20 protein-coding genes, 1 tRNA gene and 1 pseudogene are annotated in these 23,209 nt (G+C 65.2%); 3 read left to right on the top strand and 19 right to left on the bottom strand.

Features of this window, described 5'->3' with window-relative positions:
• Positions 1-101: 101 nt before the first annotated feature.
• The 9 genes from U1E26_08560 to U1E26_08520 all read right to left on the bottom strand — a co-directional run bounded on the left by U1E26_08560 (position 102) and on the right by U1E26_08520 (position 9,619).
• Complete coding sequence (locus U1E26_08560) at positions 102-1,484, bottom strand: hypothetical protein (protein ID MDZ4169691.1); 1,383 nt, start codon at positions 1,482-1,484, stop codon at positions 102-104.
• A 99-nt stretch (positions 1,485-1,583) separates the two neighbouring features.
• On the bottom strand, positions 1,584-2,468 hold the full coding sequence (locus tag U1E26_08555; GenBank protein MDZ4169690.1) for a nucleotidyl transferase AbiEii/AbiGii toxin family protein: 885 nt from the start codon (positions 2,466-2,468) through the stop codon (positions 1,584-1,586).
• Positions 2,469-2,476: 8 nt separating this feature from the next.
• A complete protein-coding gene (locus U1E26_08550; protein MDZ4169689.1) occupies positions 2,477-3,496 on the bottom strand; it encodes a hypothetical protein in 1,020 nt (339 codons plus the stop codon).
• Between the two features lie 98 nt (positions 3,497-3,594).
• Entirely contained in the window at positions 3,595-6,312 is a 2,718-nt protein-coding gene (locus U1E26_08545; GenBank protein MDZ4169688.1) for an HAD-IC family P-type ATPase, read from the bottom strand.
• 274 nt (positions 6,313-6,586) lie between these two features.
• The gene (locus tag U1E26_08540) at positions 6,587-6,817 is read right to left on the bottom strand and encodes a VF530 family protein (protein MDZ4169687.1); all 231 of its coding nucleotides are present in this window, start codon (positions 6,815-6,817) and stop codon (positions 6,587-6,589) included.
• Positions 6,818-6,957: 140 nt separating this feature from the next.
• Positions 6,958-7,629 (bottom strand): ABC transporter ATP-binding protein, encoded by a 672-nt coding sequence (locus tag U1E26_08535; GenBank protein MDZ4169686.1) that lies wholly within the window; start codon positions 7,627-7,629, stop codon positions 6,958-6,960.
• The gene (locus U1E26_08530) at positions 7,622-8,782 is read right to left on the bottom strand and encodes an ABC transporter permease (GenBank protein ID MDZ4169685.1); all 1,161 of its coding nucleotides are present in this window, start codon (positions 8,780-8,782) and stop codon (positions 7,622-7,624) included. The genes U1E26_08535 and U1E26_08530 overlap by 8 nt, the downstream gene beginning before the upstream one ends.
• A gap of 9 nt (positions 8,783-8,791) precedes the next feature.
• A complete protein-coding gene (locus U1E26_08525) occupies positions 8,792-9,244 on the bottom strand; it encodes a hypothetical protein (GenBank protein ID MDZ4169684.1) in 453 nt (150 codons plus the stop codon).
• 99 nt (positions 9,245-9,343) lie between these two features.
• Positions 9,344-9,619, bottom strand: coding sequence for a hypothetical protein (locus U1E26_08520; protein ID MDZ4169683.1), 276 nt, complete (start codon positions 9,617-9,619; stop codon positions 9,344-9,346).
• 313 nt (positions 9,620-9,932) lie between these two features.
• Between U1E26_08520 and U1E26_08515 the strand changes: the two genes are divergently transcribed.
• Positions 9,933-11,075: a hemolysin family protein gene (locus tag U1E26_08515; protein MDZ4169682.1), complete on the top strand. Its 1,143-nt coding sequence runs from the start codon at positions 9,933-9,935 to the stop codon at positions 11,073-11,075.
• A gap of 258 nt (positions 11,076-11,333) precedes the next feature.
• Here U1E26_08515 and U1E26_08510 read toward each other — a convergent pair whose 3' ends face one another.
• From U1E26_08510 to U1E26_08490, 5 genes and pseudogenes are all read right to left on the bottom strand, one after another.
• Entirely contained in the window at positions 11,334-13,001 is a 1,668-nt protein-coding gene (locus U1E26_08510) for a hypothetical protein (protein ID MDZ4169681.1), read from the bottom strand.
• Between the two features lie 528 nt (positions 13,002-13,529).
• Positions 13,530-14,522: a hypothetical protein gene (locus U1E26_08505; GenBank protein MDZ4169680.1), complete on the bottom strand. Its 993-nt coding sequence runs from the start codon at positions 14,520-14,522 to the stop codon at positions 13,530-13,532.
• Between the two features lie 266 nt (positions 14,523-14,788).
• A pseudogene (locus tag U1E26_08500) lies at positions 14,789-15,046 on the bottom strand (type I restriction-modification system subunit M N-terminal domain-containing protein).
• 126 nt (positions 15,047-15,172) lie between these two features.
• A tRNA-Ser gene (locus tag U1E26_08495) sits at positions 15,173-15,265 on the bottom strand.
• A 134-nt stretch (positions 15,266-15,399) separates the two neighbouring features.
• Positions 15,400-17,250, bottom strand: a complete 1,851-nt coding sequence (locus U1E26_08490) for a hypothetical protein (protein MDZ4169679.1) — start codon at positions 17,248-17,250, stop codon at positions 15,400-15,402.
• A 56-nt stretch (positions 17,251-17,306) separates the two neighbouring features.
• Here U1E26_08490 and U1E26_08485 point away from each other — a divergent pair, with 56 nt between their 5' ends.
• Entirely contained in the window at positions 17,307-17,855 is a 549-nt protein-coding gene (locus U1E26_08485; protein MDZ4169678.1) for a fused MFS/spermidine synthase, read from the top strand.
• Positions 17,856-18,007: 152 nt separating this feature from the next.
• Here the strand turns inward: U1E26_08485 and U1E26_08480 are convergent, their stop codons facing one another.
• The 5 genes from U1E26_08480 to U1E26_08460 all read right to left on the bottom strand — a co-directional run bounded on the left by U1E26_08480 (position 18,008) and on the right by U1E26_08460 (position 22,092).
• Positions 18,008-18,664, bottom strand: coding sequence for a CDP-alcohol phosphatidyltransferase family protein (locus U1E26_08480; protein MDZ4169677.1), 657 nt, complete (start codon positions 18,662-18,664; stop codon positions 18,008-18,010).
• The gene (locus tag U1E26_08475; protein ID MDZ4169676.1) at positions 18,661-19,782 is read right to left on the bottom strand and encodes an aminotransferase class I/II-fold pyridoxal phosphate-dependent enzyme; all 1,122 of its coding nucleotides are present in this window, start codon (positions 19,780-19,782) and stop codon (positions 18,661-18,663) included. The genes U1E26_08480 and U1E26_08475 overlap by 4 nt, the downstream gene beginning before the upstream one ends.
• Complete coding sequence (locus U1E26_08470) at positions 19,779-20,603, bottom strand: phosphocholine cytidylyltransferase family protein (protein ID MDZ4169675.1); 825 nt, start codon at positions 20,601-20,603, stop codon at positions 19,779-19,781. The genes U1E26_08475 and U1E26_08470 overlap by 4 nt, the downstream gene beginning before the upstream one ends.
• Before the next feature lie 267 nt (positions 20,604-20,870).
• A complete protein-coding gene (locus U1E26_08465; protein MDZ4169674.1) occupies positions 20,871-21,518 on the bottom strand; it encodes a hypothetical protein in 648 nt (215 codons plus the stop codon).
• A gap of 61 nt (positions 21,519-21,579) precedes the next feature.
• A complete protein-coding gene (locus U1E26_08460) occupies positions 21,580-22,092 on the bottom strand; it encodes a nitroreductase family protein (GenBank protein ID MDZ4169673.1) in 513 nt (170 codons plus the stop codon).
• A 141-nt stretch (positions 22,093-22,233) separates the two neighbouring features.
• Here U1E26_08460 and U1E26_08455 point away from each other — a divergent pair, with 141 nt between their 5' ends.
• A complete protein-coding gene (locus U1E26_08455) occupies positions 22,234-23,187 on the top strand; it encodes a hypothetical protein (protein ID MDZ4169672.1) in 954 nt (317 codons plus the stop codon).
• The last annotated feature ends 22 nt before the right edge of the window (positions 23,188-23,209 follow it).

Here is a 23,209-nt window from a genome sequence, read left to right as displayed (position 1 = left end):
CTCGTACGTGCCCCAGGACGGCCCGTTCGGCATCGCGCCGGGCGGGCCGTCTTTCTGTGTGCTCCCCCGTAAAACGCGAAGGTGTCCCCCCGTGATTCGCCTCAGGCGAAGCCGAACAGCGGCGGGAACGCGACGACGACGATCGCGGCCCACAGCGCGTACACCGGCAGGTAGCGCATCTGCCAGCGCTCGACGGGCGCGAAATCGCTTCTTCTTCTCAAGAAGCGCGACTGCAGGAACACCGACCACGTCAAGTTGACGAGCAGGATGAGGTTCAGACCAAGCGCGGCGGTCCTGTTCGCACTGAACCCGTACTCGGTCAGGCGGCTGGCGATGTTGAGCAGGGCGAACACATCCACGCCCAACGCGCAGCCGACAAGCACCACCTGAATCCAATCGAACAATCCCGGCTCGGCGAGCGGGTCGCGTGATGAGATCCCGTAGAGCAGCAGGGCGAGCACCAGCACCAGGAGCAGGTCGAAGAGGATGAGCACCTCGCGCTCGATATCGATGAACCCGCGCGTCCCGATGACGCCGGCCAGCAGCGCCACGAGCATCACCGCGAACAGCGGCGTGAACACGCGCGCCAGCATGGGCGCCATCCCGCTGACGAGGTTTCTGCGGGTCTCCACGAGCCAGGCTGCGACGATCACGGCACCCATGGCGCCGCAGGGAATCGCCCATTCCGAGATGAACACCTCGACGTCGATCCCGATCGCGCCGAACACGCCCACCGTGAGCGCGACGAGCACACCGCCGCCCAGCGCGATGAGCGCGTAGGTGACGAGCCACTCGCCCGTGAACCGCACGTACTCCATGCGCCGCACATCCGCCCTCCACGCGCCCCCGGCATGTGCAACGCCGACGGCGAGCCAGAGTGCGATCGGCAGGTGGATGGCGAGCAGGATCTCCGTTGAGCCGCCCGGCTCAAGCGGGTACGCGTTCGCGAACGCCGCGGCTGCGACGAACATCGCGGCCAGACCGGCCATGCCCTTGCGACTCAGCCCGCGCGCCCATACGAAGTACATCGCCAGGAACGGCAGCACGAACAGGCTCAGGTTGCGCGCGTAGAAGCTGCCGCTGTCGCCGTCGAGATCGAGTCCGAAGAGCGTCGGAACCTTGATGGCGACGGCCGCTGCGGCGGCGCATGCGAGCATCACCCGGAACTCAGTCACGGCGCTGCGCAGGGCGCCGGCCGACTCGGGAGCGGCGGCGGAGCCGATGTCCGCGGCGGGTGCCGCCATCAACGCGCCGAAGGCGGCACGGGCGTACTCGCGGGTGGCCTCGTCGGCGACGGCGATCCGGCGCAGCGCGATCAGGAAGGCCTCGTCGGAGTCCAGACCGGCGGCGACGAGCGCATCAACCTGCACGCGCAGGCGCTCTTCAAGCGCGTCGGCATGCGCCCCATCCGTCCCCTGAGCGATGAGGCGGGCTCGCCAACGCTCGATGTGAGAACCGGGTTCGGCCTCGCTTGACGCAGTCACGGCGGCGGGCATCCCTTCACATCGGCGCAGGTTCTCTCGGACTATCGGCCCTACTGTTGCAGCCGCCATCCAGCGCCGACAGTGACTGGGGCTGTTTCGTTACGTCGGGGCCGCGTCGCCCGCCTTGAAGCCCTGATTGCGTAACTCCTCTTCGAACTGCCGGACCACGAGAACCGCTTCGTTTCGCGCCACAGCCACCTCGTTTGCCGACCCGGCAGATGCTCTGAGGCTTGCGTAATCGACGGCTCCGGCCCGATCTGGGGAAGCGAAGTCACTCAGCACCCGCGAAATGGCCGAGACAACGAAGGGCTCATCGGCGACGGGGCTGGACGCGAACGCAGCGGCTGCCGCCGCCGGCCCGCCCTGCCACCACCTGAGCACGTAGACCAGATCGTACGCATCCTTCGCCTTGCGCCTATCCAGATACGCGTCGGCTTTGAGTGCCACGAATGGAGTCAGATTAGCGACCTGGAACTCGACACGAGAGCGGGCGCCATCGAGCAACGGGACGTCGCGAGTAACTGAGAGAGCATCCCGGAAGACCAGCTCGACGCCCCTCACGCACAGCAGCCCCACACCCCCGGCACCGGCGGGCGGCGTGACCTTGGCGCGAAAGACCGTTCCGGGGGCGGCATCGCTCACGTCACCGAGGAATTCCAGCACGACAGTCTCCCTCTCGACATCCGCGGCCCAACGCCAAGAGGCCCCATCGACTCGGCCGAAGCCGTTCCGCTTCAGGTTCGTCTCGAGCGTCGCGTATGCTCCTTGATCTTCGGACTCCAGCGCTAGGCGAAGCGCGACGTCCACATCAGTAGAGCCCACGTGGGCGGGTTGGCCATAACCGTCCCCTCGCACGATGTAGAGTGGAGCGAGTCCTCCCACGAGGCAGATCTTGTGCCGCCAAGGCTGACCGATTCCACGCATGAGCGTGCCGAGGACTCGTTCGCATCGCTCCGTCGCCGCATTGCTGTACCCGTCGACCACGTGACCCCCTAGAAGCCAATTACCGTCTCGCGAAGGTGCTCCGCCTGTTCCTCGCCCCGAGCGGGATCTGCAAGGGCATCAGCGTACATCCGGAAGACCGACACCCGACGAACGCCGTTGCAGCACTCCGATCCGACGGTGACACCCTTGTGACCCCTCATCACAACGAGATTCGACCCCTCATCGACCGGCATCGCGCCCATCCCTTTCAAGATGTGGTCGGCACGATGAGGAGTCGTGACCCAAGCCTCGAAGACTCGCACGGAGGTTACGTGGGGCGCAACCATCTGCGCGGCCGCTACGCCGGTGAACCAAACCGACAAACCCGGCGCCTCAACCGTCAACAGCCGCGACGCGGCGATCATCGTCTCCTCGGTTCCCCTGTCGAGAAGGAATCCCCTGACGATCACTTTGCGGTCCGCAGCCGCATCCCGTGCGTACAGGTCAAGAAGGCCTGCCGGGTCCGTCACTCGACGGCGCGTCGCCGGCCCCCGTCCTGAGCGCTCTAGCAGCCCATCGGACTCGAGTGAGACCACCGTGTTCTGCGCCGCCCCAAGAGACACACGTCCCTCATTGGCGAGATCGCTCACCTTCCACTCGCGCGATGGGTCGGAAAGAAGTGCTAGTGCGACGCCTCCGGCAGCGCCGCTCAGGCGCAGGTTCTTCGCTGGAGGCTCTTCTGGCGTGGGTGCCTGTTCTTGCAGGCGTATGAGGATGTTGGGCGTGAGCAGCCGCACGCGCAGGTGACGATCGTCCATGTAGTTGGCATCTGCAGAATTCAGCTCGGCCAACGCGTGCTCACTGAAGTGGCGGCCTGCAATCAAGGGTACGTGTGGCGATTCCCGCGTGCGGCGAAGCGCTTGCATTGTCTGTTGGGTCCGCCCCGAGCCCGCGTCTATGACTTGGATTCGACCGGTGTCGCCGACCGCACCATCGAGGATGACGGTGTCGCCCTGCGCCCGAAAACGACCTGCTTCGGCCTGCGTTAGGCGGTGGGCAAGCTCATCGGCGTGCGCGTTGGTGTTCATTTTCACTTCCTGTCTATTTTCACTACGCACTGAAAATAGCACAGAGATGAAAATACAGCGAGTCGCTTGAGAGGCACGCAAGATGCCTCTCTGGCCACCTACGCTTCGCCCCGCCCGCGCAGCCGGTCCACAAGCTTCAGGATTTCGTCGACAAACAGCACCGTCGAGCCCACCGCGAGCGCAACCGCCCAATCTCTGGCCGAAAGGTTGACCGTTCCGAACGCGACCTGTGCCGGCGGCCAGTACACCGCCGTCAGTTGGAGTACTACGCCGATCCCAATCCCGCCGAGAAGCAGGCGGTTGCCGAATGGGTTTTGCGTGAACACCGACTTCGTGAGCGAGCGCGTACTGAACGCGCGGAACCATTCGAACGCCACCAAGGTGGTGAACGCCATCGTCTGCGCGTACAACTGCCCCTCTGGGCCCAGGTGTGCGACGAAGTTCGCAAGCGTGCCGGCGCCGATCACCGGAGCCAGTACCACGATGCGCGTGACGTAGCGCCGTGTGAGCACCCCTTCGGCCGGCGGTCTGGGCTTGCGGCTCAAGACGTCGTCATGGCGTGGCTCGAGACCCAGCGGCACGACGGACACGCCATCGGTCACGAGATTCACCCACAGGATCATCACGGCTGTCAGCGGCAGCGGCAGGTCGAGGATGAGCGCGGCGATAATCAGCAGGATCTCGCCGAGGTTCGTGGTCAGCAGAAACATCACGACGCGGCGGAGGTTGCCGAAGATGACGCGACCCTCTTCAACGGCCGCGAGTATCGTCGCGAAGTCGTCATCGACCAGGATCATGTCGGACGACTCTTTGGCGACCTCGGTTCCGGTGATGCCCATCGAGACACCGATATCGGCCCGCTTGAGCGCCGGAGCGTCGTTGACGCCGTCACCGGTCATCGCCACGACCTCGCCGCGCTTCTGCAACGCCTTCACAATCCGCAGCTTGTGCGTTGGCGAGACGCGAGCGAACACCGCGATGCCGCCGACCCGGTCGGCGAGCTCCTCGTCAGAGGTCACGTCAAGCTCGGCGCCGGTCACGACTTCCTCGCCGTGACTGATGATCCCGGCGTTGCGCGCGATCGCCGCGGCGGTCACCGCGTGGTCGCCGGTGATCATCTTGATTTGGATTCCGGCCTTCTGGGCTGCGGCCACGGCGGCAACAGCCTCAGGACGGGGCGGGTCGAGCAGTCCCCACATCCCGACGAACACCAACCCCGACTCGGCGTCCCCGCGCTCGGCTTCTGACGCGTCGACATCGCGGTATCCGCCGGCCACGACCCGCAGTGCCTGCTCGGCCATGTCCTCGGCGGCCTGCTCGGCGGCGCGGCGGAGCTCCGGCGTCACTACAACCTCTCGACCCTCAACCAGCATCCGGTCCGATGCGTCGAGAATGCGCTCGAATGCTCCTTTGACATGCATGCGCGGGCCAGGCGCATGCGGTAGACGGTCCAAAGACGCCATGTACTTGAAGCGACTCGAGAACGGGATTTCGTCGATGCGCTCTGCGCATTCACGAAAGTCCGGGGCCAGGCCGCCCTTCTCCGAGACCGCGAGCAGTGCGCCGTCGGTAGGATTGCCTTCCACGCGCCAGCGGTCCTCGACCTCGTCGTGTTCGAGCGTCGCGTTGTTGGCCAGCGCGCCGATGGTCAGAAGTTGGATGAGTCCCGTCGCACCATCGTTGCCGCCGGCGACCGGCTCGCCCTGCTCCGAAAGCACCGCGCCACGCGGAGAGAACCCCTCTCCCGTCACGGTGAACGTGGTACCGCCGGCCCACATCCGGCTTGCCGTCATCTCGTTGCGCGTGATGGTGCCGGTCTTGTCAGAGCAGATCACCGTGGTCGAACCGAGCGTCTCGACCGCAGGCATGTTGCGCACGATGGCGTTGCGACGGGCCATGCGCTGCACGCCGACAGCCAGCACCACGCTGATCACGGCCGGCAGCCCCTCCGGGATGGCCGAGACCGCCGCAGCGACCGCGTACGTGAGCATCTGCACCGCGGGGAATCCGCGGAGCAGTCCGATGACGAACACCAGCGTGGCGAAACCGATCGCTCCGATGCCGATGAGCGTGCCCAGACTCGCGAGGCGCTTCTGCAACGGCGTCAGATCGGACTCGGCACTTTGGACCTCGTGCGCTATCTCGCCGATCGATGTCTCCATGCCGGTCGCGACGACGACGGCGCGGCCACGCCCGTCGGTCACAGCGGTCGTCATGCGCACCATGTTGCGCTGGTCCGCAAGCTGCACGGTTCCCTCGAGCGCATCAACTGACTTGCCGACCGTGTCTGACTCGCCGGTCAGCGCGGACTCGTCAATCCGCAGGTCGGACACGTCGATGACCCGAGCGTCGGCGCCCACCAAGTCACCGGTTTCGAGCATGAGGATGTCGCCGCGCACCACGTCAGCGGCGGGGATGATCTCGACGGTGCCGTCGCGCAGCACGCGAGCGCGGGGCGCAGCCATGCTCCGAAGCGCCTCCAACGAGCGCTCGGCACGCCACTCCTGGGACACACCGATAACCGTGTTGAGCACGAGTACCAGCCCGACCACGACGGCGTCGATGGGGTGTCCGGCCGCCAGCGACAGCGCGGCGGCGGCGAAGAGCATGTAGATCAGAGGGCTGCGCAGCTGCTTGAGGACCAGACTGAGTAACCCGGGGCCCTCGACGCCCTGCAGGGCGTTAGGGCCAGCCACGGCAAGACGCCGCGCAGCCTCCTGCGCCGATAACCCGTCTCGGCGAGAGTCAAGCTGTTCGAGTACGGCTTCGGGTGAGAGAGCGTACCAGAGCTGCTGGTTCGTCGCGGGTTCGGTCATGGTCATCTCCCGTCTGCGGCCGGTCGACTCATGACGGCGTGGCGCTCGCCTGCTCCTAGGAGACGACAAAGCCGCCAACCAAGGGCCGTCCCTTGGATAGCGGCCCGACTATCCGATACCTTCGAGGCGCGCGCCCTCGAACCCTGTGTGCCTATTCCTCTACTATGCCCATTCCTCCATCGTGCGGACGCGCCCGGGCAGGAGTCAGTGCCGGGTGCCGCTTGCGCATCTGTTCGGGTAATGGAGAAGGGCCGAACCCGAATCCCCGCAACCGCTAGTCCCGCGTCCAGAACCGCGAATCGCGGTACAACTCCTCCACCTTCGCGCGCGCCCAGGGCGTCTTGCGCAGGAAGTTCAGCACCGACGGGATGGTCGGATCGTTCTTCAGGCAGTTGATGCGGATTCGCTTGGCCAAGCCGGGCCAGCCGTACTTGTTCACAAGCCGTCCGAGCATCATCTCCAGCGTGACGCCGTGCAGTGGATCGCTGGGGTGTTCATCGGGCACGCGCTCACGGCTCCTACGGTCAGGGGGACCGACTCCCTCACAGGAATCGGTCCCCTCTGCGGTTCGTTCTGGCGAAGAGTTGATCTGCGCCCTCGCGACGGGGGATACCCCCTAACGGCTAACAGAGGGCGCTACACCGGTCAAGCAGCGATGCGGCCATCCCGGACTTCGACGACACGCTGAGCGCGGTCGGCAACCTCCATGCTGTGGGTGACCATGACAAGCGTCTTGCCCCGCTCGTGCAGCTCGGCCAGGATCGCGAGAACGTCCGCCTCGGACGCGCTGTCGAGGTTGCCGGTCGGCTCGTCGAGCAGTAAGACGTCGGGGTCGTTGGCCAGTGCACGGGCGATGGCCACGCGCTGCATCTGGCCACCGGACAGCTCGTTCGCGCGGGCCTTGAGCTTGTGCGCAAGGCCTACCGACTCAAGCAACTCGGTCGCCCGAACGGTCTGCTCGCGTCCGGATACCCCGCGCATCATCATCGCGACCTGCACGTTCTCCAGGACCGTGAGGCCTTTGAGTAGGTTGAAGAACTGGAATACGAAGCCGATCCGCTCTGCGCGGAAGCGCGCCAGCCGCGCGTCGTTCATGCCCTCGATGTGCTCGCCGAGCACGCTCACCGAACCCTGCGTGGGTCGGTCCAAACCACCCAGAAGGTGGAGCAGCGTGCTCTTGCCGTGCCCCGATGGGCCAACCAGACAGGTGAACGAGCCGGCATCTATGTCGAGGTCGACTCCGCGAAGCGCCTCGGTGCTGACGCCGCGGCCGTAGTAGGTCTTATGGACGTCGGTGACGCGGATGAGGTCATTCATAGCTGATCGCCTCCACAGGGGTGAGACGGGCGGCACGAAGCGCCGGGTACACGCCGGCCACCGCAGCGACGGCCACGGCACCTACGAGGATGAGCCCCATCTCGGAGAACGGGGGCGTGGCCTGGACCGAAGCCCCGCCGATGAACGCGGTGAACTCATTGCTGGCGATGTAGGGCGTGATCACGAGCGATGCGACCGAACCGACGACAAGCCCGACCAGACCGCCGACAAGCCCATAGGCCGCTGCTTCGAACAAGAAGAGTCGGAAGATGCGGGCATTGGAACTGCCCACCGACTTCAGGATGCCGATGTCACGTCGACGCTCGAACGTGGCCATGAGCATGGTGTTCACGATGCCGAATGCGGCCGTGAGGATGGCGACCGCCGCGATCACGCGCAGCGTGGTGCCGACGCTGTCGACAACGCTCAGCACCGAGGCGAGCAGCTGCTTGTCGGAGACGACCGCGACGTTCGCAGCATCGGCGATGCGCTGTGCGAACAGGTCGACCTGACTGATATCTTCGACCTTCACGGCTACGAACGAGACGCGCCCGTCGGTCTCGTAGACCTCCTGCGCCACATCGATCGGTATGAACAGGACTCCGTCGTCACGGGTCCCCGTCGCATCGAGTACGCCGGTGACGGTGAACTCAGTACCGCGCAGCGTGACCGGAGAACCCGGCTTCAGCGCGAAGGCCTCGGCGATGTCGGGACCGGCGAGAATCTCGTTCGCCCCGTCGCGAGCTGCCTCGCCCGTGGCGACCGTCCAGCCCTTCTCGGTCAGCGTGTCGGCAACGCGAATGCCGGTCACGGGCACCGGCTCGTTCTCAAGGGCAGAGCCGACGGTGAGGTACGGCAGGGTGCGGATGCCCTCGATGGCCTCGATCTTGGCGAGCTCATCGGGGGGAATCGCGTCAGGAAGCTGGTTGCCACTCAGGACCTTGACCTGCTCGTAGGCACACCAGCCCTTGGGCGTGACCACAAGGTTCGCGCCGAGGTCGGAGGCCTGCTTGTCGATCTGCGTTCGCAGACCGCTCCCCAGGCTCATCATCACGACGAGCGCCGTGATGCCCAGCGTGATGCCGGTCAAGGTGAGCGCGAACCTGCTTCGGCTTCCGAAGAGGTTGCGCAGCACGAGTCTCAGATCGCTCATGTGCCCGCCTTACCGCTTCGACACGAGTACGGAGCCATTACGCTCGATCCGCTCGACATCGAAGTACTTGCCGCTGTCAGTGGACTTGATCTCGCCGACCACCACCACGACATCCTCGAGGGCCGGGAGCGCGCCCTCATATACCGAGGCACCCGCGACGGCCGCCGTGCCGATGGGGAGCACGATCGGCAGCAGGCTGGCTGAGTTGCAGGGCGTGAGCCCACAGGTGGCGTACTCGGTCTCGTCGATGACCGCGATGCTCGAAGCGTTCGCGTCGACATTCTGGACCACGCCCCTGATAGCGATCTGCCCCGTGTAGGCTGCGGGATCGGCCATGACGGCGTTCACACCGATCGCCTCGGGGGTATCACTCGAGCAGCCCGCGAGCAGCGCCACAGCGAGCAGCATCGCTGCCGCTGGGATAAGCCGCGCCCGTCGGGAACGGCGGTTGAATCGGATCATCTCTTCTCCATTCGGGGTCAGCCGAAGCGGCTCGCCCGCGTGATAGCAGGCGTGACAGGCAACGGCAACGGGAAACGTGCTGGGGGCGCCCGAGTGGGATCAGATTCGCAGACGCGACGCGAGAGCGGGGTGCTCCGCCACCGAGATGGGAACGGCGATCGAGCGCAGCGGCGCCACTGAGAAGAAGGGCGCCATGGCGGAATGCGGCAGCGCCGCGACGATCAACACCGGTTGAGACGCAACCCCTTGCCGCGCGAAGACCTCATCGGCGCCACAATCATGGCAACCGGCCTCGGGGCACTGCAGCGCAAGCAGCGCCACCAGAACGAGCAGCGAGATCATGAGTACGGGCAACTGCAGTCTGAAACGGCTCAAGGGGCTCCGGGGGTCAGCGTCCGAGGGGTGCCGATCACGGGCGATAAAGCAAATATTGTGCCTAACCCATTCGGCGAACGACCGGTGAGCAGGCCGGGTCTTCCCCAAGCAACGATACTCCCTATCGGCTTGCTGAGCGAGCACCGGGTTTCGGCCGATGCTGTGCCCGATGTGGATAACATGAATGGAGCACCATCGGCCGCGCGGCAGGATAGAATACGTCGGAATCCCGAATGCACTGGCGGCAATGAGGGCACCGAATCGGCCTTTGCGTGCACCTCGCTCGCATGGAAACCAGGAGGAAGCTCACTCAGTGAGACCACTATTCCGCTTTGCTGCGCTTATCGGCATGTTCCTGATGGGCGCAGGCCCCGCTATGGCAGCGGTCGCCGGTTCAACCGGGGAGGCAGGAGGCGACGCAACGAGCGGCGACGTCGCCCTGCTGGTGTTCTACGTACTGGTTGCCCTCATCATCTCGTTTCTTTGCTCGATTGCGGAAGCGTCGCTTCTGAGCACGACACCCTCCTACATCGAGGGCTTGCGCGATGCGAATCCCAAGCGCGCAGATCTACTCAAGCGGCTGCGGACCGACAATATCGACAGGTCGCTCGCGGCGATTCTCACGTTGAACACCATCGCCCACACAGCCGGTGCAATCGGTGCAGGCGCCCAGGCGACCGTCGTGTTCGGCAGTGCGCTCACTGGAGCGTTCTCGGTCCTCATGACCTTGGCGATCCTGTTCCTCTCAGAAATCGTCCCGAAGACACTGGGCACGGTTCACTGGCGCACACTCGCCGAGCCGTCTGCGCATTTCACACGAGCGCTCATTGTGGTCCTCTACCCGCTGGTGATCGTATCGGAGTGGTTGACCAAGCTCATCTCGCGAGGAAAGTCTGCTCACGCCTTCAGCCGACAGGAGTTCATCGCGATGGCTGAGGTGTGCGAGGTGGACGGACAGATCGACATGAACGAGTCCCGTATCCTGAGAAACCTGTTCAAATTCTCGTCGCTCCGGGCAGCAGACGTCATGACACCGCGAACCGTCGTCACAGCGCTGCCCGGCGACATGACGGTTGCCGAAGCGAAGTCCACAGCGACGCAGATCGCGTTCTCACGGCTGCCGATCTATGGAGAGAGCATCGACGACATCAGGGGATTCATCCTCAAAGATGAGCTCTTCATGCTCGAGCCAAGCGATGGGACCCGAACTCTCAAGTCCCTGAGTAGAGACATCTCGGCGGTGCCTGCGAGGATGCCGCTGTCCACGTTGCTCGAGTTCCTTCTCGAACATCGGGAGCACATCGCGCTAGTGGTTGACGAGTACGGCGGGACGAGCGGCCTCGTGACGCTCGAGGACGCGGTCGAGACGCTGCTGGGCGTCGAGATAGTCGACGAGACGGACAGCCACGACGACATGCAGGCCATGGCGCGGCGCCCGGCAGAGGAACGCGGCTAGACGTCGCGGACGGGGGTCGACACTGACTAGTGCGCGAGCCGCAAAGCCTCGTCGCTCAGGCAGGGGATGCCCAGTCAACTTCGGGCTGCGTGTGCTTCGCGCAGCGGCCCCAGCCACCTCATCGGTGACCGGGGCCGCATCAGATCGAGGCCCACTTGAGAGCACGCTCCACACATCGTTCGGGCAATCAGGCGCACCAATGGTCGGAGCAATGCAATGCCATAGGCGCACGACAAGACGCATGGGGCGTTGTGGCGTCTACCGTAGCCGGATACTCACCGTCCTGGGCGAGGTCGACGTCTTGAACCCGGGCAAAGCGGGCACGACTGCCTTGTAGGTGTAGACGCCCTTCACCATGCCGGGCTTGAAGTAGTACTTGTACCGCCATGCTGCCGACCCGTTGGGAAGCCGGTATACCGTGCCCTTCGCCAGGTAGGTCCAGGTTCTCTTCCCGGGCTTCTTCACATAGACCACAATGCTCTTGCCGATGAGGCTTGTCGGCGTGACCGCACCGGATAGGGTGGGGGCGTTGCCGATTCTGGCGGTGGTGGCGGTGGTCTTGATGGTGATCGAGGTGGCCAGCGGCGCCCCGGACCAGTTCAACTCGTGGGCGAAGATATCGGGGGCACGATTCTCATCCACCGACACGAAACGGTCATAGCTTCCTTGGAAGGCCACGACCATCCCGTTTGCGGAGATCACTGCCTCCGAGCTCGCGTCCCCGGAATCGGGCGGTGCCTGCGCACCTGATGAGCTCACGCTCACACGCATCAGAGCGCCGGTTACACAGTCCCTGACGTAGCAGTCCGCCTCGCCGTTCGTGTCGGCCGCGACGAGACCGTCCGCTGCTCCGAAGGCGACGAAGCGACCGGTCGAAGAAAGCGAGTTGCCACCGCCGCCCTGGGGCGCCTGGGCCCCCGACGAGGTCAGGCTCACTCGGGTCGTGGCGCCCGTGACGCGATCGTGGACGAAGACGTCGGAACACGCGTTCGTGTCATTCGCCACAAGATTGGATGCCTCGGAGGTGAAGGCCACGTAGCGTCCATCGGCCGAGATGGAAGGCGCTTGGCAGTAGGGGTCTATGGCCTGGCCTCCGGCGGAGTTCACGCTCACGCGGGTCGTCGTGCCGGCGACGAGGTCGCGCACGAACACGTCGGTACCCGCATCATCGTCGTCGTTTCCGTTCGTATCGTTCGCTACGACCAGATTGTCGTCTGAGCGATACACGACGTAGCGACCATCTCCGGAGATCTCGGGATCACTGCCGTGCCCGGGGTAGATCTCGTCGGCTCCCGGACCCAGCTGCGAGTCCACGCTCACAAGGGTCGTCGTACCCGCGATGCGGTCGCGGACCCAGAGGTTGCCGCCGGACAACTCCTCGGGGTCCGTGCCGATAGGCATGCTCCAAGTCTCGAAGGCCACGTAACGGCCATCGGCGGAGATGGACGGGGTCGAGGCACCCACAGCTCGCAGTCCGGCCGAGTTCAGGTTTGCTAGGGTGGTGACACCCGTCAGTCGGTCGAAGACGAGGATGTCCGCATTCTTTGTATCCGCGTCGTGTGTCTCGTACGCGACGTAGCGTCCATCGGAGGATACGGACGGATCACTGGCATCCATCTCCGCATTCGCGCTGCTGATGCGCGTGGTCACCCCATTGAGGCGGTCGCGAAGAAAGACATCCCGCGTGTCGCCCGTATCACCCAACACGAGGTTCGGGTTTTCGGACACGAACGCTACCCAACGGCCGTCAGCCGAAATCGCCGGCTCCCTGCTCCCACCGCCCTGATTGCCTACGTAACCCGCCCGGTATACGCTCACCATCGTGGTGATCCCCGCAGATGCCCGATCGGGCGCGGCGAGAAGGCCTCCAGCGATGCCGAGGACCAGAACCAGTGCACATCGCGACGCGAACTGAAGCCTGTTCATAGCCATCTCCCCCATCAGCAGGTGCTCCCGGTCATGCGCAAACGAAGGACGATACCCTGACGTCGAGTCTCGCATCGAATCCCCCACGAACCTCTCCAGGCCCACGAATCGAGGCGTCCCGACCGTGGATGCGGTGCTCGCGTATTGCTTCAGTCCCCCAAGCGACTATGCGCCTCTTGCAGGGTCGTGTCTAGCACCGTCCACGCTCCGAGCGAGCTGCCGCGCGTGTGCGACGCAAGGCGATGGAGGCGCTCCGCGAAACGCGCCCATTCTCAATGTCGAGGTAAGCGGAGATTGCCTGCTGCTCTTCGAGCGGGGCCATCACCCAGCCTTCGGGGATCTCACCAAGCCAAGCGGGTAACGTGGGATCGAATGCGGATGCGCCGACCATTACGCCCCCACCCCGTACACGTCGCGAAACCTCGCCGCGATCTCTTCGGCGGTTGCGTCGATCCTCAGTTGCTTGGGATCAAAGTTGTCGCCGAACGCCTCGCGCAGGAAGCGGGCCAGATCCTCTCGGATGGCCTCTCACCATTCGACGCGGTCCAGCAGTTGTTCAAGCGCGAGGTGCACGCGCTCGTCCGGATCGTCCCCAAGGGAGAGATAGAGCGACAGCCGATCGACCGAGCGACCGTCGGACAACAACCGCGGATCGTAGGACCAGACCTCTGCGAGATCGCGATCATCGGCCTCGTCCGCGATGGAGCTGATGCCTTCCGCCTGCGCGATCGAAACGGCACAGAACCGCATGTCCGGGCCTTGAATCATCGTGTAGTCGCCTAGGGCACAAAGGCCGGCCAGAGGCGCGCCGGCAGCTACGCCAGGCGGCAGCTCAGACGCGAGTACTCGGCGCTTGATCGGAGTTGAGAGGACGGGCAGCGCGCGATCCCAGACGTCTCGTCTTGGGGTAGCGAGTCGAAACACGCGCTCTTGCCCACTGCGATTGGCCTCGACCAGAAGTGCAGCCTCCAGCTCAGATACTGCGCGACTGACTGTCATTACGGCGTAGCCAAGGTCAGCGGCGGTCGTGCTTTGACGGTACTCGGCCTCGTTCGGGCCTAGGAGCATCCACAAGAAGAGCAGTTGCGAGGCGGGACGCAGATGCTGGCGCTCCTCACGCGGCGCCACCCCTTTCGGGCGAAGATCGATGCCCACCGGCGGGAGGTACATCTGGACTCCGGGCACGACAAACGGAACGGCGCGCTCTATGAGCTGACGTCGGGCGTATGCGCTGAGCTGCTCGAAGACAACGACGGCCGAGCCCGAGAACCGGCCCGACACGGCCCGCACCTGTTTGGCAATCGCCAGCGGTCTCTCTGAGGTGAGGGCGAACATCCAGAGCGCTTCGACCCCCGCGAGCTCGGCGGTCATGAACAGATAGCGCGAGGTCAGGAACGGCGCAAGTTCTGCCGACTCCGCCCATGGCCGAAACGCGATCGTCGCGTGGAGCGTGCGCTCGATATAGTCGGCGCTCGCTTCGACGAGGGTTTCTGCCCGGTTGTTGTGTGATTCATTAACCATCGTTTTTGCACCATAACATCGCTGATGTTAGGAAGCAAATTGCGGTGTTAAGACTGGTACCCGGCTGAGGCCCGATTACGGCCGCGTCTTCACCCGACGCAAGGGCCCCAGAATCCGCTCCTCAACCTCGACGTAGGCGGCGATGTCGTCGGACAGGGGGACGCTTTCGGTGTCGCGCAGGCTCGTGTCCGGCTCTGGGTTGCCCTTGGCATCAGCCCAGATCTCGGCGGTATCGTCGCGTTCCGCGAGTTGGCGAAGTCGAACGCGCTGGTGTTGTAGAAGCTCTGCCCGCTGGCTCGGCAAAGGAGCGGCTCGACGGTCTTGATCGGGCTGTTGGCTTTGAGTTTAGCCGCCTCTTTGAGGACGGCCGGCTTTGTCGACTCCAGCACGCAATCCAAGCGCCGCAGCACCGTCATGGGGATGATCACGCGGCCGTACTGGTGCGGCTTGTAAGGACCGCGGAGCAGGTCGGCGATCGACCAGATGAAGGCGACCTTGTCGGAGATGTTGATGCCAGCGGTCACGGAGCACCTCCCTGAGACGACCGGGTTTGGCGGCCAGCTAGGGCCTGGCGCGCGCTGCCTGCAGGACAGCGGCAGGCAGAAGGCCCGCCTCCCCTCTCGGGAAAACGGGCCTCCGTCACATTCTTCTGGCGGAGAGGGAGGGATTCGAACCCTCGTAACGGGGGATACCCGCTAAACAGTTTTCGAGACTGCCGCATTCAACCACTCTGCCACCTCTCCGTGGCTGCGCACGCCGCACGAGGCGGCTTCGAGCGCGGGTGCGAGTATAGCGAGGCTGCACACGCGGGGCAATCGGTGCCCCACCCGCTCAGCTGCCATCGGCCGTCGCGGGTAATCCGATCGGACACACGGCATCAGTACCAGTACGTGTACGTTTCATCCTCGGAGTCGATGAGCACCTCGAAATAGTCTGTCGGCATCGGGCCGGGTGTCCAGTACGCGACCCACGGATCCCACGCGGCGTCCAGCCACTCGATGCTGATCCGGTATGGCTGGTTGCTCACCGGTACCCGGATGCGGAACCACCCGTCCCACTCGTCGACGCCCACCTCCCCGTATCCGGTGGACACGAGGTTGCCCGCCCCGTCGCGGATCCAGTACTCGGCCCAGGAGCCTGCTCGGGGGTTGTTCCACGCGAACTGGATCATCCCGGCGGGCGCCAGGCCGATTCCGGCGCGATCCTCGACGTCACGGTGACACTTGAGACATGCGCCATCCTTGGCCTTGTCCCCGGGTGTGCGCATATAGTCGAGCCCGGTCCCGCCGGCGTTGCCTGCAATCGTCATCCAGAGCCACGCGCGGTTCCCCGTACCCACGTTGCTCGTGCCCGCCGCCGTCTGGGAATGCGGGAACGTGTACCCGGAGACGGTGGAGTACCAGACGCCCGCAGTGGCTGAATCGGTCTGGTCATGGCAGCTCACGCAGCTCGTGACAGGCGAGAACGAAGCCCGGCCATCAGGGGTACCGATGCTCAGGTGGCCGGTCTTTTGGACGCTCGGCCCGCTGTCGTTTGAGGTGAAGCGCTCCTCGGCCCATCCGCGTTCGAGCACGGCGAGCATCGTCTGGACGTGACAGCCGGCCTGGTTGCAGGTGTAACCGGTGCGCACCGCCGAGCGTGTGGACTCGTCCCAGCCGCCGTCGATGGCGAGCACCTCGGCGTTGAGGTCGGCCGTGCTGATCCCGGAGGATGCCTCGCTCGAGACGGCCGCGGCGAGCGCCGCGTCGGCCGCCGGGTTGAGTAGCTTGGCGGCAACGATCGTGTACTGCGAGCCGCCCGCGCCGTGTGGGTTGCCCAAGTGGCAGGAGACCGAAAGGCAGCTGGCCGGATCACCCGAGCCATGCGGACCGCCAGCCTCCCAGCTCACGACCACGTCTGTGACGGTGGATCCGGTCTGGTGACAACCAGCGCAGGTGGCCACCGCGGTGTTCAGGAGCTTGGTGCCGCCCGCCTTCGCGCGGTGCACCGAGTGGCACACGCCGCACTTGGCGGTGTTGGCGGTGTAGTTGCCGTGCACGCCTGGCAGGTACGGATTGTCACCGATCTCCATCAGCATCGGGTTCACACGCGTGTCCCACGCGTAGTAGTCCTCGGGACTCCAGGTCTTCACGGCGCTACCGGGGTGATTGTTGATCGGATTGATGTCGTGACACGCGCCGCAGGAATGATCCTCGGAGCTGATCGCTGCGCGCACCCGGGAATCGGCGCTGTCATGGCACACGCCGCACGTCGGGTAGGCATCGTGGGCCGCGTACAGCGTCGGCCCGTGGCAGTTCATGCAGTCCGACGTGTCGTTGACGTGCGCCGCAGCGGTTCCGGCGTCGGTGTGCTGCGGGATCAGTGGGTGATCGGGCGAGTGACAGAAGCCGCACGAATCCGCGCGGTGGTCCGATCCGGTGTAGTTGTTGCCCCAGTTCTCGTCGTATTCATGGAAGGTCGTGAGGTAATCGAAGTACGGCCCCGAACCCTCCCAGTGGCACAGGCTGTAGCAGGGCATGTCCTGCTGCCCCGGTGCAAGATGGTAGTGGGAGTAGCCGAGGTAGGAGTGGCAGCTGGAGCAGTCCGCCGGCGGGGTCATCGCGTGGGCCGGAGACGGCGAGACGAGTACCGCCATCGCTACTGCGAGGATCAGCAGGAGCGCGATGGCGAGCTCCCGACGGATACCGGAAGCGTGCGAAACCCGGGCGCGAGGCGCGGGCCGACCCATCGGCACTCCCTCCGCGGTGGCTGCGCTGTGTCAGTGTCTTGTAGGCGTGTGCAGCGATGCTACCGATGAAACGACACGTTATCACACTCCCGCTCCCCGGCGCGTCGCCACGCTGCGGGCAACGCACTCCCCGGACGGGTACCGTCTGCGATGACACGACGGGGGCCGCATCGACGGCGCTCCGCTCTCGTGACAGGGGGTCACATGCTCGAGATCATCGTGTTCGCGTGCGGGGCCTCACTCATGGGCTCGAGTTCATCGCCGCTCGCCTGCTTGCGCCCGCCTTGGGCAGTTCTCTCTTCGTGTGGGGCGCCGTCATCTCGATCGTGATGGTGGCGCTGTCGCTGGGCTACTGGTCGGGCGGACAGATCGCAGACCGGTTCGGTTCGACGCGAACGCTCGCCCCATCATCGCTGCCGCAGGGCTCTTCACCGTCGTCGTGCCGCGGCTCACATCGGTTGTGTTGCCGCTCGTGGCGGACCCGGGAGCCCGAACCGGGTCGCTGGTGGCCTCAGCCGTCGTCTTCTTCGTGCCGGCGCTCCTTCTGGCCACGAACAGCCGGGTCGACCGCGAGCAGCTCCTCGGGCGCATCGCGAACCGTGTGAACAGCACCGTGACGGTGGATGGGTTCGAGGGATTCGGGGCAGACCTGTGGGAGTCACCCATCGTGACATAGCGAGGGCGTGCGGGCGGGGCAATCGAAACCCGCCACCAAAGCGCGCCCCCGAACGCATCGCTACACAAGAGGCCGAGCGATCTAGCCGTAGAGCACCACCAGTTGCCACGAGTACACGGCGGTCATCACCACGGCGTACGCAAGCACCGCGAAGTACCACCTGCCGCCTAGTTTCGGAGTCCGAATGGGCGCGATGTTGAATCCCGCGAGAACCAGTAGCGCAACGTAGAGAACCACGGCGAACGCCGCCTCGCCGATGAAGGGCCGGAAGGCGAACAGCAGCACCAGGAAGATCACGTTGTTGTCGAGCGCGAGACCCCGGTACGTCGAGCCCTCCGAGAGCCCGAACGTGTTGAAGTACGCCAGCCGGATCACCCCGGCGGCCAGGGCCACGAACGCACCCGGCAGAAACCACGGGCTGAACCCGCCCACTGACAGCAGCAGCACCGCGGGCGCCACCCCGAAGCTGACCACGTCTATGAGCGAGTCCACGTGACCGCCGAACTCCCGTTGCTCCTCGCTTCGGCCCGACATCGTGCGCGCGATGCGTCCGTCGAGCCAGTCAAGCACCACCGCCCACACGAGTCCGATCATCGCCGCCGGGTAGACGCCGAGAATCGCGTAGTAGATGCCGACCAGCGCGGATGCGAGTCCGGCGAGAGACACCAGATTGGGCCGGTCCTTCGCAAACCACAGCATCGGCCGGGGAGGCGCGACGCGATTCTCGTCGGCCATCATGCGGCCTGCGTGCCCACGACGAGTCTGAGCGCAGCCACAAGACGGAGGTTCTCCTCGGCGGTCCTGCTCGCCAGGCGGACGTAGCGGTCCGACTCCGGCATCGCCTTTCCCGCACAGTGCTTGATGTAGATGTGGTGCTCCACAAACAGCCGGCGCTCGACCTCAGGACCGGTTTCGGACCAAGCGGGCAGGCGGCACATGACGAAGTTGGCGTCGGCCGGGTAGACCGTGAGACCGGACACCGTACCAAGGGCCTCCAAGAGCACCGCTCGATCCGCGCGCACCGCCTCGCAGCTCTCGACAAAGTCCTGTCGGTAATCCGGCGCCATGCGCAAGAACGCCTCCGCGAAGCCGTTGAGATTCCAGATATGGAGCTGACCGCGAACGTCGCGCGCCAACTCCTCGTTGGCGGTGAGCAGATAGCCGATGCGCAGGCCACAGATGCCGTATGCCTTGCTCATGCTCTTGATGATGGCCAGATGCGGGTGGTCGCTCACGTCGCGCTCGAGGGACTGCCCGGCGCCGCCCTCGGCGAAGTCGATGAACGACTCATCGACGATCAGATTGCAGCCGCTGCCTTCAAGCAGGCCGAGCAACCGGAGCAGGTCGTCTCGCGGCACGAGCAGCGAGGTGGGGTTGTTGGGCGACACGACGACGGCGAAGTCCGCACCGCAGGCGATGGCCTGCCGGGCGAACTCGTCCACGTCCAGCTGAAACGACGGGCCATCGAGCGCAAACTCGACCACGTGCCCTGCCGGCGCCGCATTCGTGTACTCGTTGAACGACGGAACCGGCACGATCAGCTTGTGAGCGAGGTGCGCCGAGATGATCTTGATGAGCTCCGCTGCCCCGTTCCCCACCACCACGCGCTCTGCCGGCTGTCCGATGAGCCTCCCCACAAGGCCGGCCACGACGCCCTGCCCGACCGGGTAGTTGAGCACGATCTCATGGATCTCGGAGCTCAGGTGCTGGAAGAACGACTCTGGCGGGAAGTGCAGGTTGTAGAGGTAGGCGTGATCGACGAAGCCGTGGCGCCAGTAGCCCCCGTGCTCGAACTGAAGCGCCTCGTACTCGGCTTGCCGAACCGCGCGAGGCTGCTGCTCGCTCATGTCGGTCATCCGGCCGCCACAACGACTTTGATGCTCTGCTCGCGTCTCATCGTCTCAGAGTGGCGCGGAAAGAGGAGCTCGGCCGCGGCAAGGTCATCGAGCGTGTCGATCTCGTACCAGCTGTCGGGATCGAACAGCACCGGCGTGAGCGAGAGGCTGCCATCGGCCACCATCTCGGCGAAGACGGACTCGTAGTAGTCACCGGTGCGCTGGGCCGCGATGTAGCGGTCCAGGCGTTCGCAGACCACCCTCCACGTGCTTCGGGAGAAGCTGTAGATGTTCACGGTCTTGTAGTGGGTCGCATCCGGGCGGCTCATCTCACCCAGACAGAAGGCGGTGATCCCCGCTTTCCCGCCCAAGGTCACGGTGGTGCCGTTCATCCAGGGCAACTGGCGTGACACGGCGATCATGTCGGGCCGCAGCATCTTCTCAAGCAGCGCCTCGTCGAACACAAGGTCGCTCTCGATGAGCAGGAACGGCTCGTCGATGATCTGCCGGGCGAGCCACAGGCTGTAGATGTTGTTCGTGGTCCGGTAGCGCGTGCTGGTGACGTAGTCGATCTGAATCTCGCCCGAGTGATCGCCCAGGTAATCCTGGATGGCGTCCGATTCGTGCCCGAGGACCACGACCAGCCTCGTGAATCCGTAGCTGCCGAGCGTGCGAAGCAGTCGCTCGAGAATCGAGATTCCGCTGAGCGCCACGAGGCACTTGGCGGTGTCGTCGGTGAGCGGGGCGAGTCTGCTGCCCATCCCGGCCGCCAGAAGGAGTGCGGTCCTGGGTCGTTCGTCGGTCGTGACGGCGAGTTTGCGCATGTGGTCCCCAATCATCATGACCCGGGACTCATGCACAGGCACTAGCGTGTCCCGAAGTCGCTTCCGCCCTGCCGAGAGGCGGTCGTCTTCTCCTGTGCGGCACGCCTTCGACGAGGTCGGCGCGGTGGCAGATGACTGCCGATCCATCGGGCACAGGAGGCGTGAGCGAGGGACAACGAGGTGATGCGCGTGCACCAAACAAGCAGCGCACGTGTGTTCGAGTATAGGCGCTGGAGAGCCAAAGAGCGAATCCACAGGGGCTCCCGAGGGCTCGCCCCGGTGGTTTCAGGGCGATGACGGGTTCTGAATAGACGCCGGCGCAAAGCCCGTGACGACGACCCCGCCGTCCACTATCTCGGCAGACCCGACGCTCAACCCCGGAGCCGCATCCAGATAGGCGTTGAAGTACTCGACCAACGCTGCGCCCGCCTGGTCCCGGCGTTGACCCCCCACCGCAAACCCCTCGACCGTGAGCGCCGACAGCCCGGTACTCGTGATCCGACGCCCCGCGTAGCGGGCAGGCCCCTTCGCCACGGCCGTGTACCGCGAGCCACCCGTGAGGATGGACCCGGCAAGCTCGACCTGAGCGGGTGACGAGAACGTCACACCGACGGCGTCCACCTGCACGTCCGCGCCGGCGACATCCTCGGAGTGCCGATAGACGTTGAGCAACGCGGATATCTCCTGTGCGGTGAAGGTGGCCTCGAATGCCCGACGGCCGCTGGGGATCAACTCAGTGAGCTTCGCAGGCCCGGCCGGGAACGTCGCCTCGACGCCAGCCTTGGCCATGGCCGACTCCCACGGAGACCGAAAGCGGTCGAACGAGGGCGCGGGCGGCGCGGCATCCTGCCGAGTCCCGACCCAGAGGGCCCAGCCCACCAGGACGACCAGGGCGAGCACGACCAGAGCCGTCACGATCTTGAAGACGCGCATCGTACCGGGTGACGGGGCCCCAGAAGGTTGCCTCGGGGAGCCGGCTGACGAGGACGCCACCCTACTCCCAGCGCTCGCTGTGGACGTACGCGGGCTCGAAGCGTTCCGCGGGCGGCTTCTCCTCGGCGGGGTGTCCGAGCGCGATCATCGACATCGGTACGACGCCCGCCTCGACATCGCAGATGCGGCGCACGTTCTCAGAGCGCTCCTCGACCGGATACACGCCGATCCACACGGCACCCAGCCCGGTGGCATGCGCCGCCACAAGGAGATTCTGGATGGCTGCGGAGCAGTCCTGAACCCAGTAGCCGGGGTGCTTCTCCTCGCGCGTATCGCCGCAGATCACCAGGGCCAGGGGGGCGCGCGCGATCATGCCGGCGTACGGGGTGGCCGTGGACAGCTCCACTCGTCGATCGGCATCCCGAACCACGATGAAGCGCCACGGCTGCTGGTTGCCTGCGCTCGGCGCCGCCATCGCGGCTCGAAGCAGCACGTCGAGTTCGGCGTCTGTGACGGGTTCGGCGGTGTAGTTTCGAATGGACCTGCGGCCCATGATCGCCTCGATGCTATCCACAACGTCTCCTCTCGGGGGCATGACTCAGGCGTACTCGGTATTCCTACCCCCGATGCGACTAGGCGTCGCTGAATGGTGGAACACTCTGTGTCGGGGTCGTCCGGCGGGGGCCGGACAAGGGATGTCAGGGGGTGCGTCACCATGATCAGACACCGAGTTATCTCCTCAGTTCTCGTGGCACTACTGGCGTGTGCCGTGGTCGCCGTCCCGACGACGGGAGCGGCGACGGCGGACCGGACGCTGACCGGTACCGGCACAGGTGTGCATACCGTCACGCTCGACAAGGGCCTGACCGTCTTCGACTACTCAGTGACCGGCACCTCGAGCAACTTCATCGTCTGGTTCCGGGGCTCAAACAACGCGACGATCGGTTTGGTCGCCAACGTCATCGGTGATGCCGCTGGCACCATCGCGCTGCGCGCGCCCAGCTCCGGCGAGTATAGGCTCGACGTCACTCACTCCAATTCGAGCTGGAGCATCACCGCGCGTCAACCTCGAGCCACCACGGCACCGTCCACCCGCAGTTGGAACGGCACAGGCGAGTCCGTGACCGAGCTGTTCTACCTCAAGGCCGGGACCTACCAGTTCGACGGCGTCCAAGACGGGCGGAGCAACTTCATCGTGCACCTCGTAGACCTGGACGGCGCGACAACCGCATTCCTTGCCAACGTGATCGGGGACGACCCGACGAGCAAAGTCTTCGTGCTCCGCAAGTCCGGCGTCTACGTGCTGACGGTAGACGCTGACGGGACGTGGAACGCCTCGATCGCGGCGCACCGTATCCCCTACCGGCTTTCCAGCATGTCCGTACCACGCACCGCGCGCGCCAACAGCTGGTTCAATCTGTCCGCGCGGATCACACCCAAATACCTACGCCTGAGCTCAACCCCGGTGACGATACGTGCGCAGCGCAAGTCGGGCTCGCGCTGGGTGAGCACGATGAGCGTTCGCCTGAGCGGTACTGACTACAGCAGCTACACGCTGTACCGGGCCCGCATGAAGGTGTCGCGCGGCACGTGGCGAGCATGGGCGGAGTTCAAGGACGCGGAGCACGGCCTGCAGAAGACCGGTTACAAATACGTGACCGTCCGCTAGGACGCCTCGCACGATTCAATCG

Source organism: Coriobacteriia bacterium (assembly GCA_034370385.1).
Classification (GTDB): Bacteria; Actinomycetota; Coriobacteriia; order Anaerosomatales; family PHET01; genus JAXMKZ01.
The sequence above is the reverse complement of the archived record's forward strand: the minus strand, read 5'-3'. Positions and strand labels throughout refer to the sequence as shown.

Coding starts and splice junctions, on each gene's coding strand:
- U1E26_08475 (MDZ4169676.1), bottom strand. CDS start 19,782: ATGACCGACATGAGCGAGCAGCAGCCTCGCGCGGTTCGGCAAGCCGAG.
- U1E26_08480 (MDZ4169677.1), bottom strand. CDS start 18,664: ATGATGGCCGACGAGAATCGCGTCGCGCCTCCCCGGCCGATGCTGTGG.
- U1E26_08465 (MDZ4169674.1), bottom strand. CDS start 21,518: ATGCGCGTCTTCAAGATCGTGACGGCTCTGGTCGTGCTCGCCCTGGTC.
- U1E26_08530 (MDZ4169685.1), bottom strand. CDS start 8,782: ATGAGCGATCTGAGACTCGTGCTGCGCAACCTCTTCGGAAGCCGAAGC.
- U1E26_08525 (MDZ4169684.1), bottom strand. CDS start 9,244: ATGATCCGATTCAACCGCCGTTCCCGACGGGCGCGGCTTATCCCAGCG.
- U1E26_08490 (MDZ4169679.1), bottom strand. CDS start 17,250: ATGGGTCGGCCCGCGCCTCGCGCCCGGGTTTCGCACGCTTCCGGTATC.
- U1E26_08550 (MDZ4169689.1), bottom strand. CDS start 3,496: ATGAACACCAACGCGCACGCCGATGAGCTTGCCCACCGCCTAACGCAG.
- U1E26_08485 (MDZ4169678.1), top strand. CDS start 17,307: ATGCTACCGATGAAACGACACGTTATCACACTCCCGCTCCCCGGCGCG.
- U1E26_08455 (MDZ4169672.1), top strand. CDS start 22,234: ATGATCAGACACCGAGTTATCTCCTCAGTTCTCGTGGCACTACTGGCG.
- U1E26_08470 (MDZ4169675.1), bottom strand. CDS start 20,603: ATGATGATTGGGGACCACATGCGCAAACTCGCCGTCACGACCGACGAA.
- U1E26_08545 (MDZ4169688.1), bottom strand. CDS start 6,312: ATGACCGAACCCGCGACGAACCAGCAGCTCTGGTACGCTCTCTCACCC.
- U1E26_08505 (MDZ4169680.1), bottom strand. CDS start 14,522: ATGGTTAATGAATCACACAACAACCGGGCAGAAACCCTCGTCGAAGCG.
- U1E26_08535 (MDZ4169686.1), bottom strand. CDS start 7,629: ATGAATGACCTCATCCGCGTCACCGACGTCCATAAGACCTACTACGGC.
- U1E26_08510 (MDZ4169681.1), bottom strand. CDS start 13,001: ATGAACAGGCTTCAGTTCGCGTCGCGATGTGCACTGGTTCTGGTCCTC.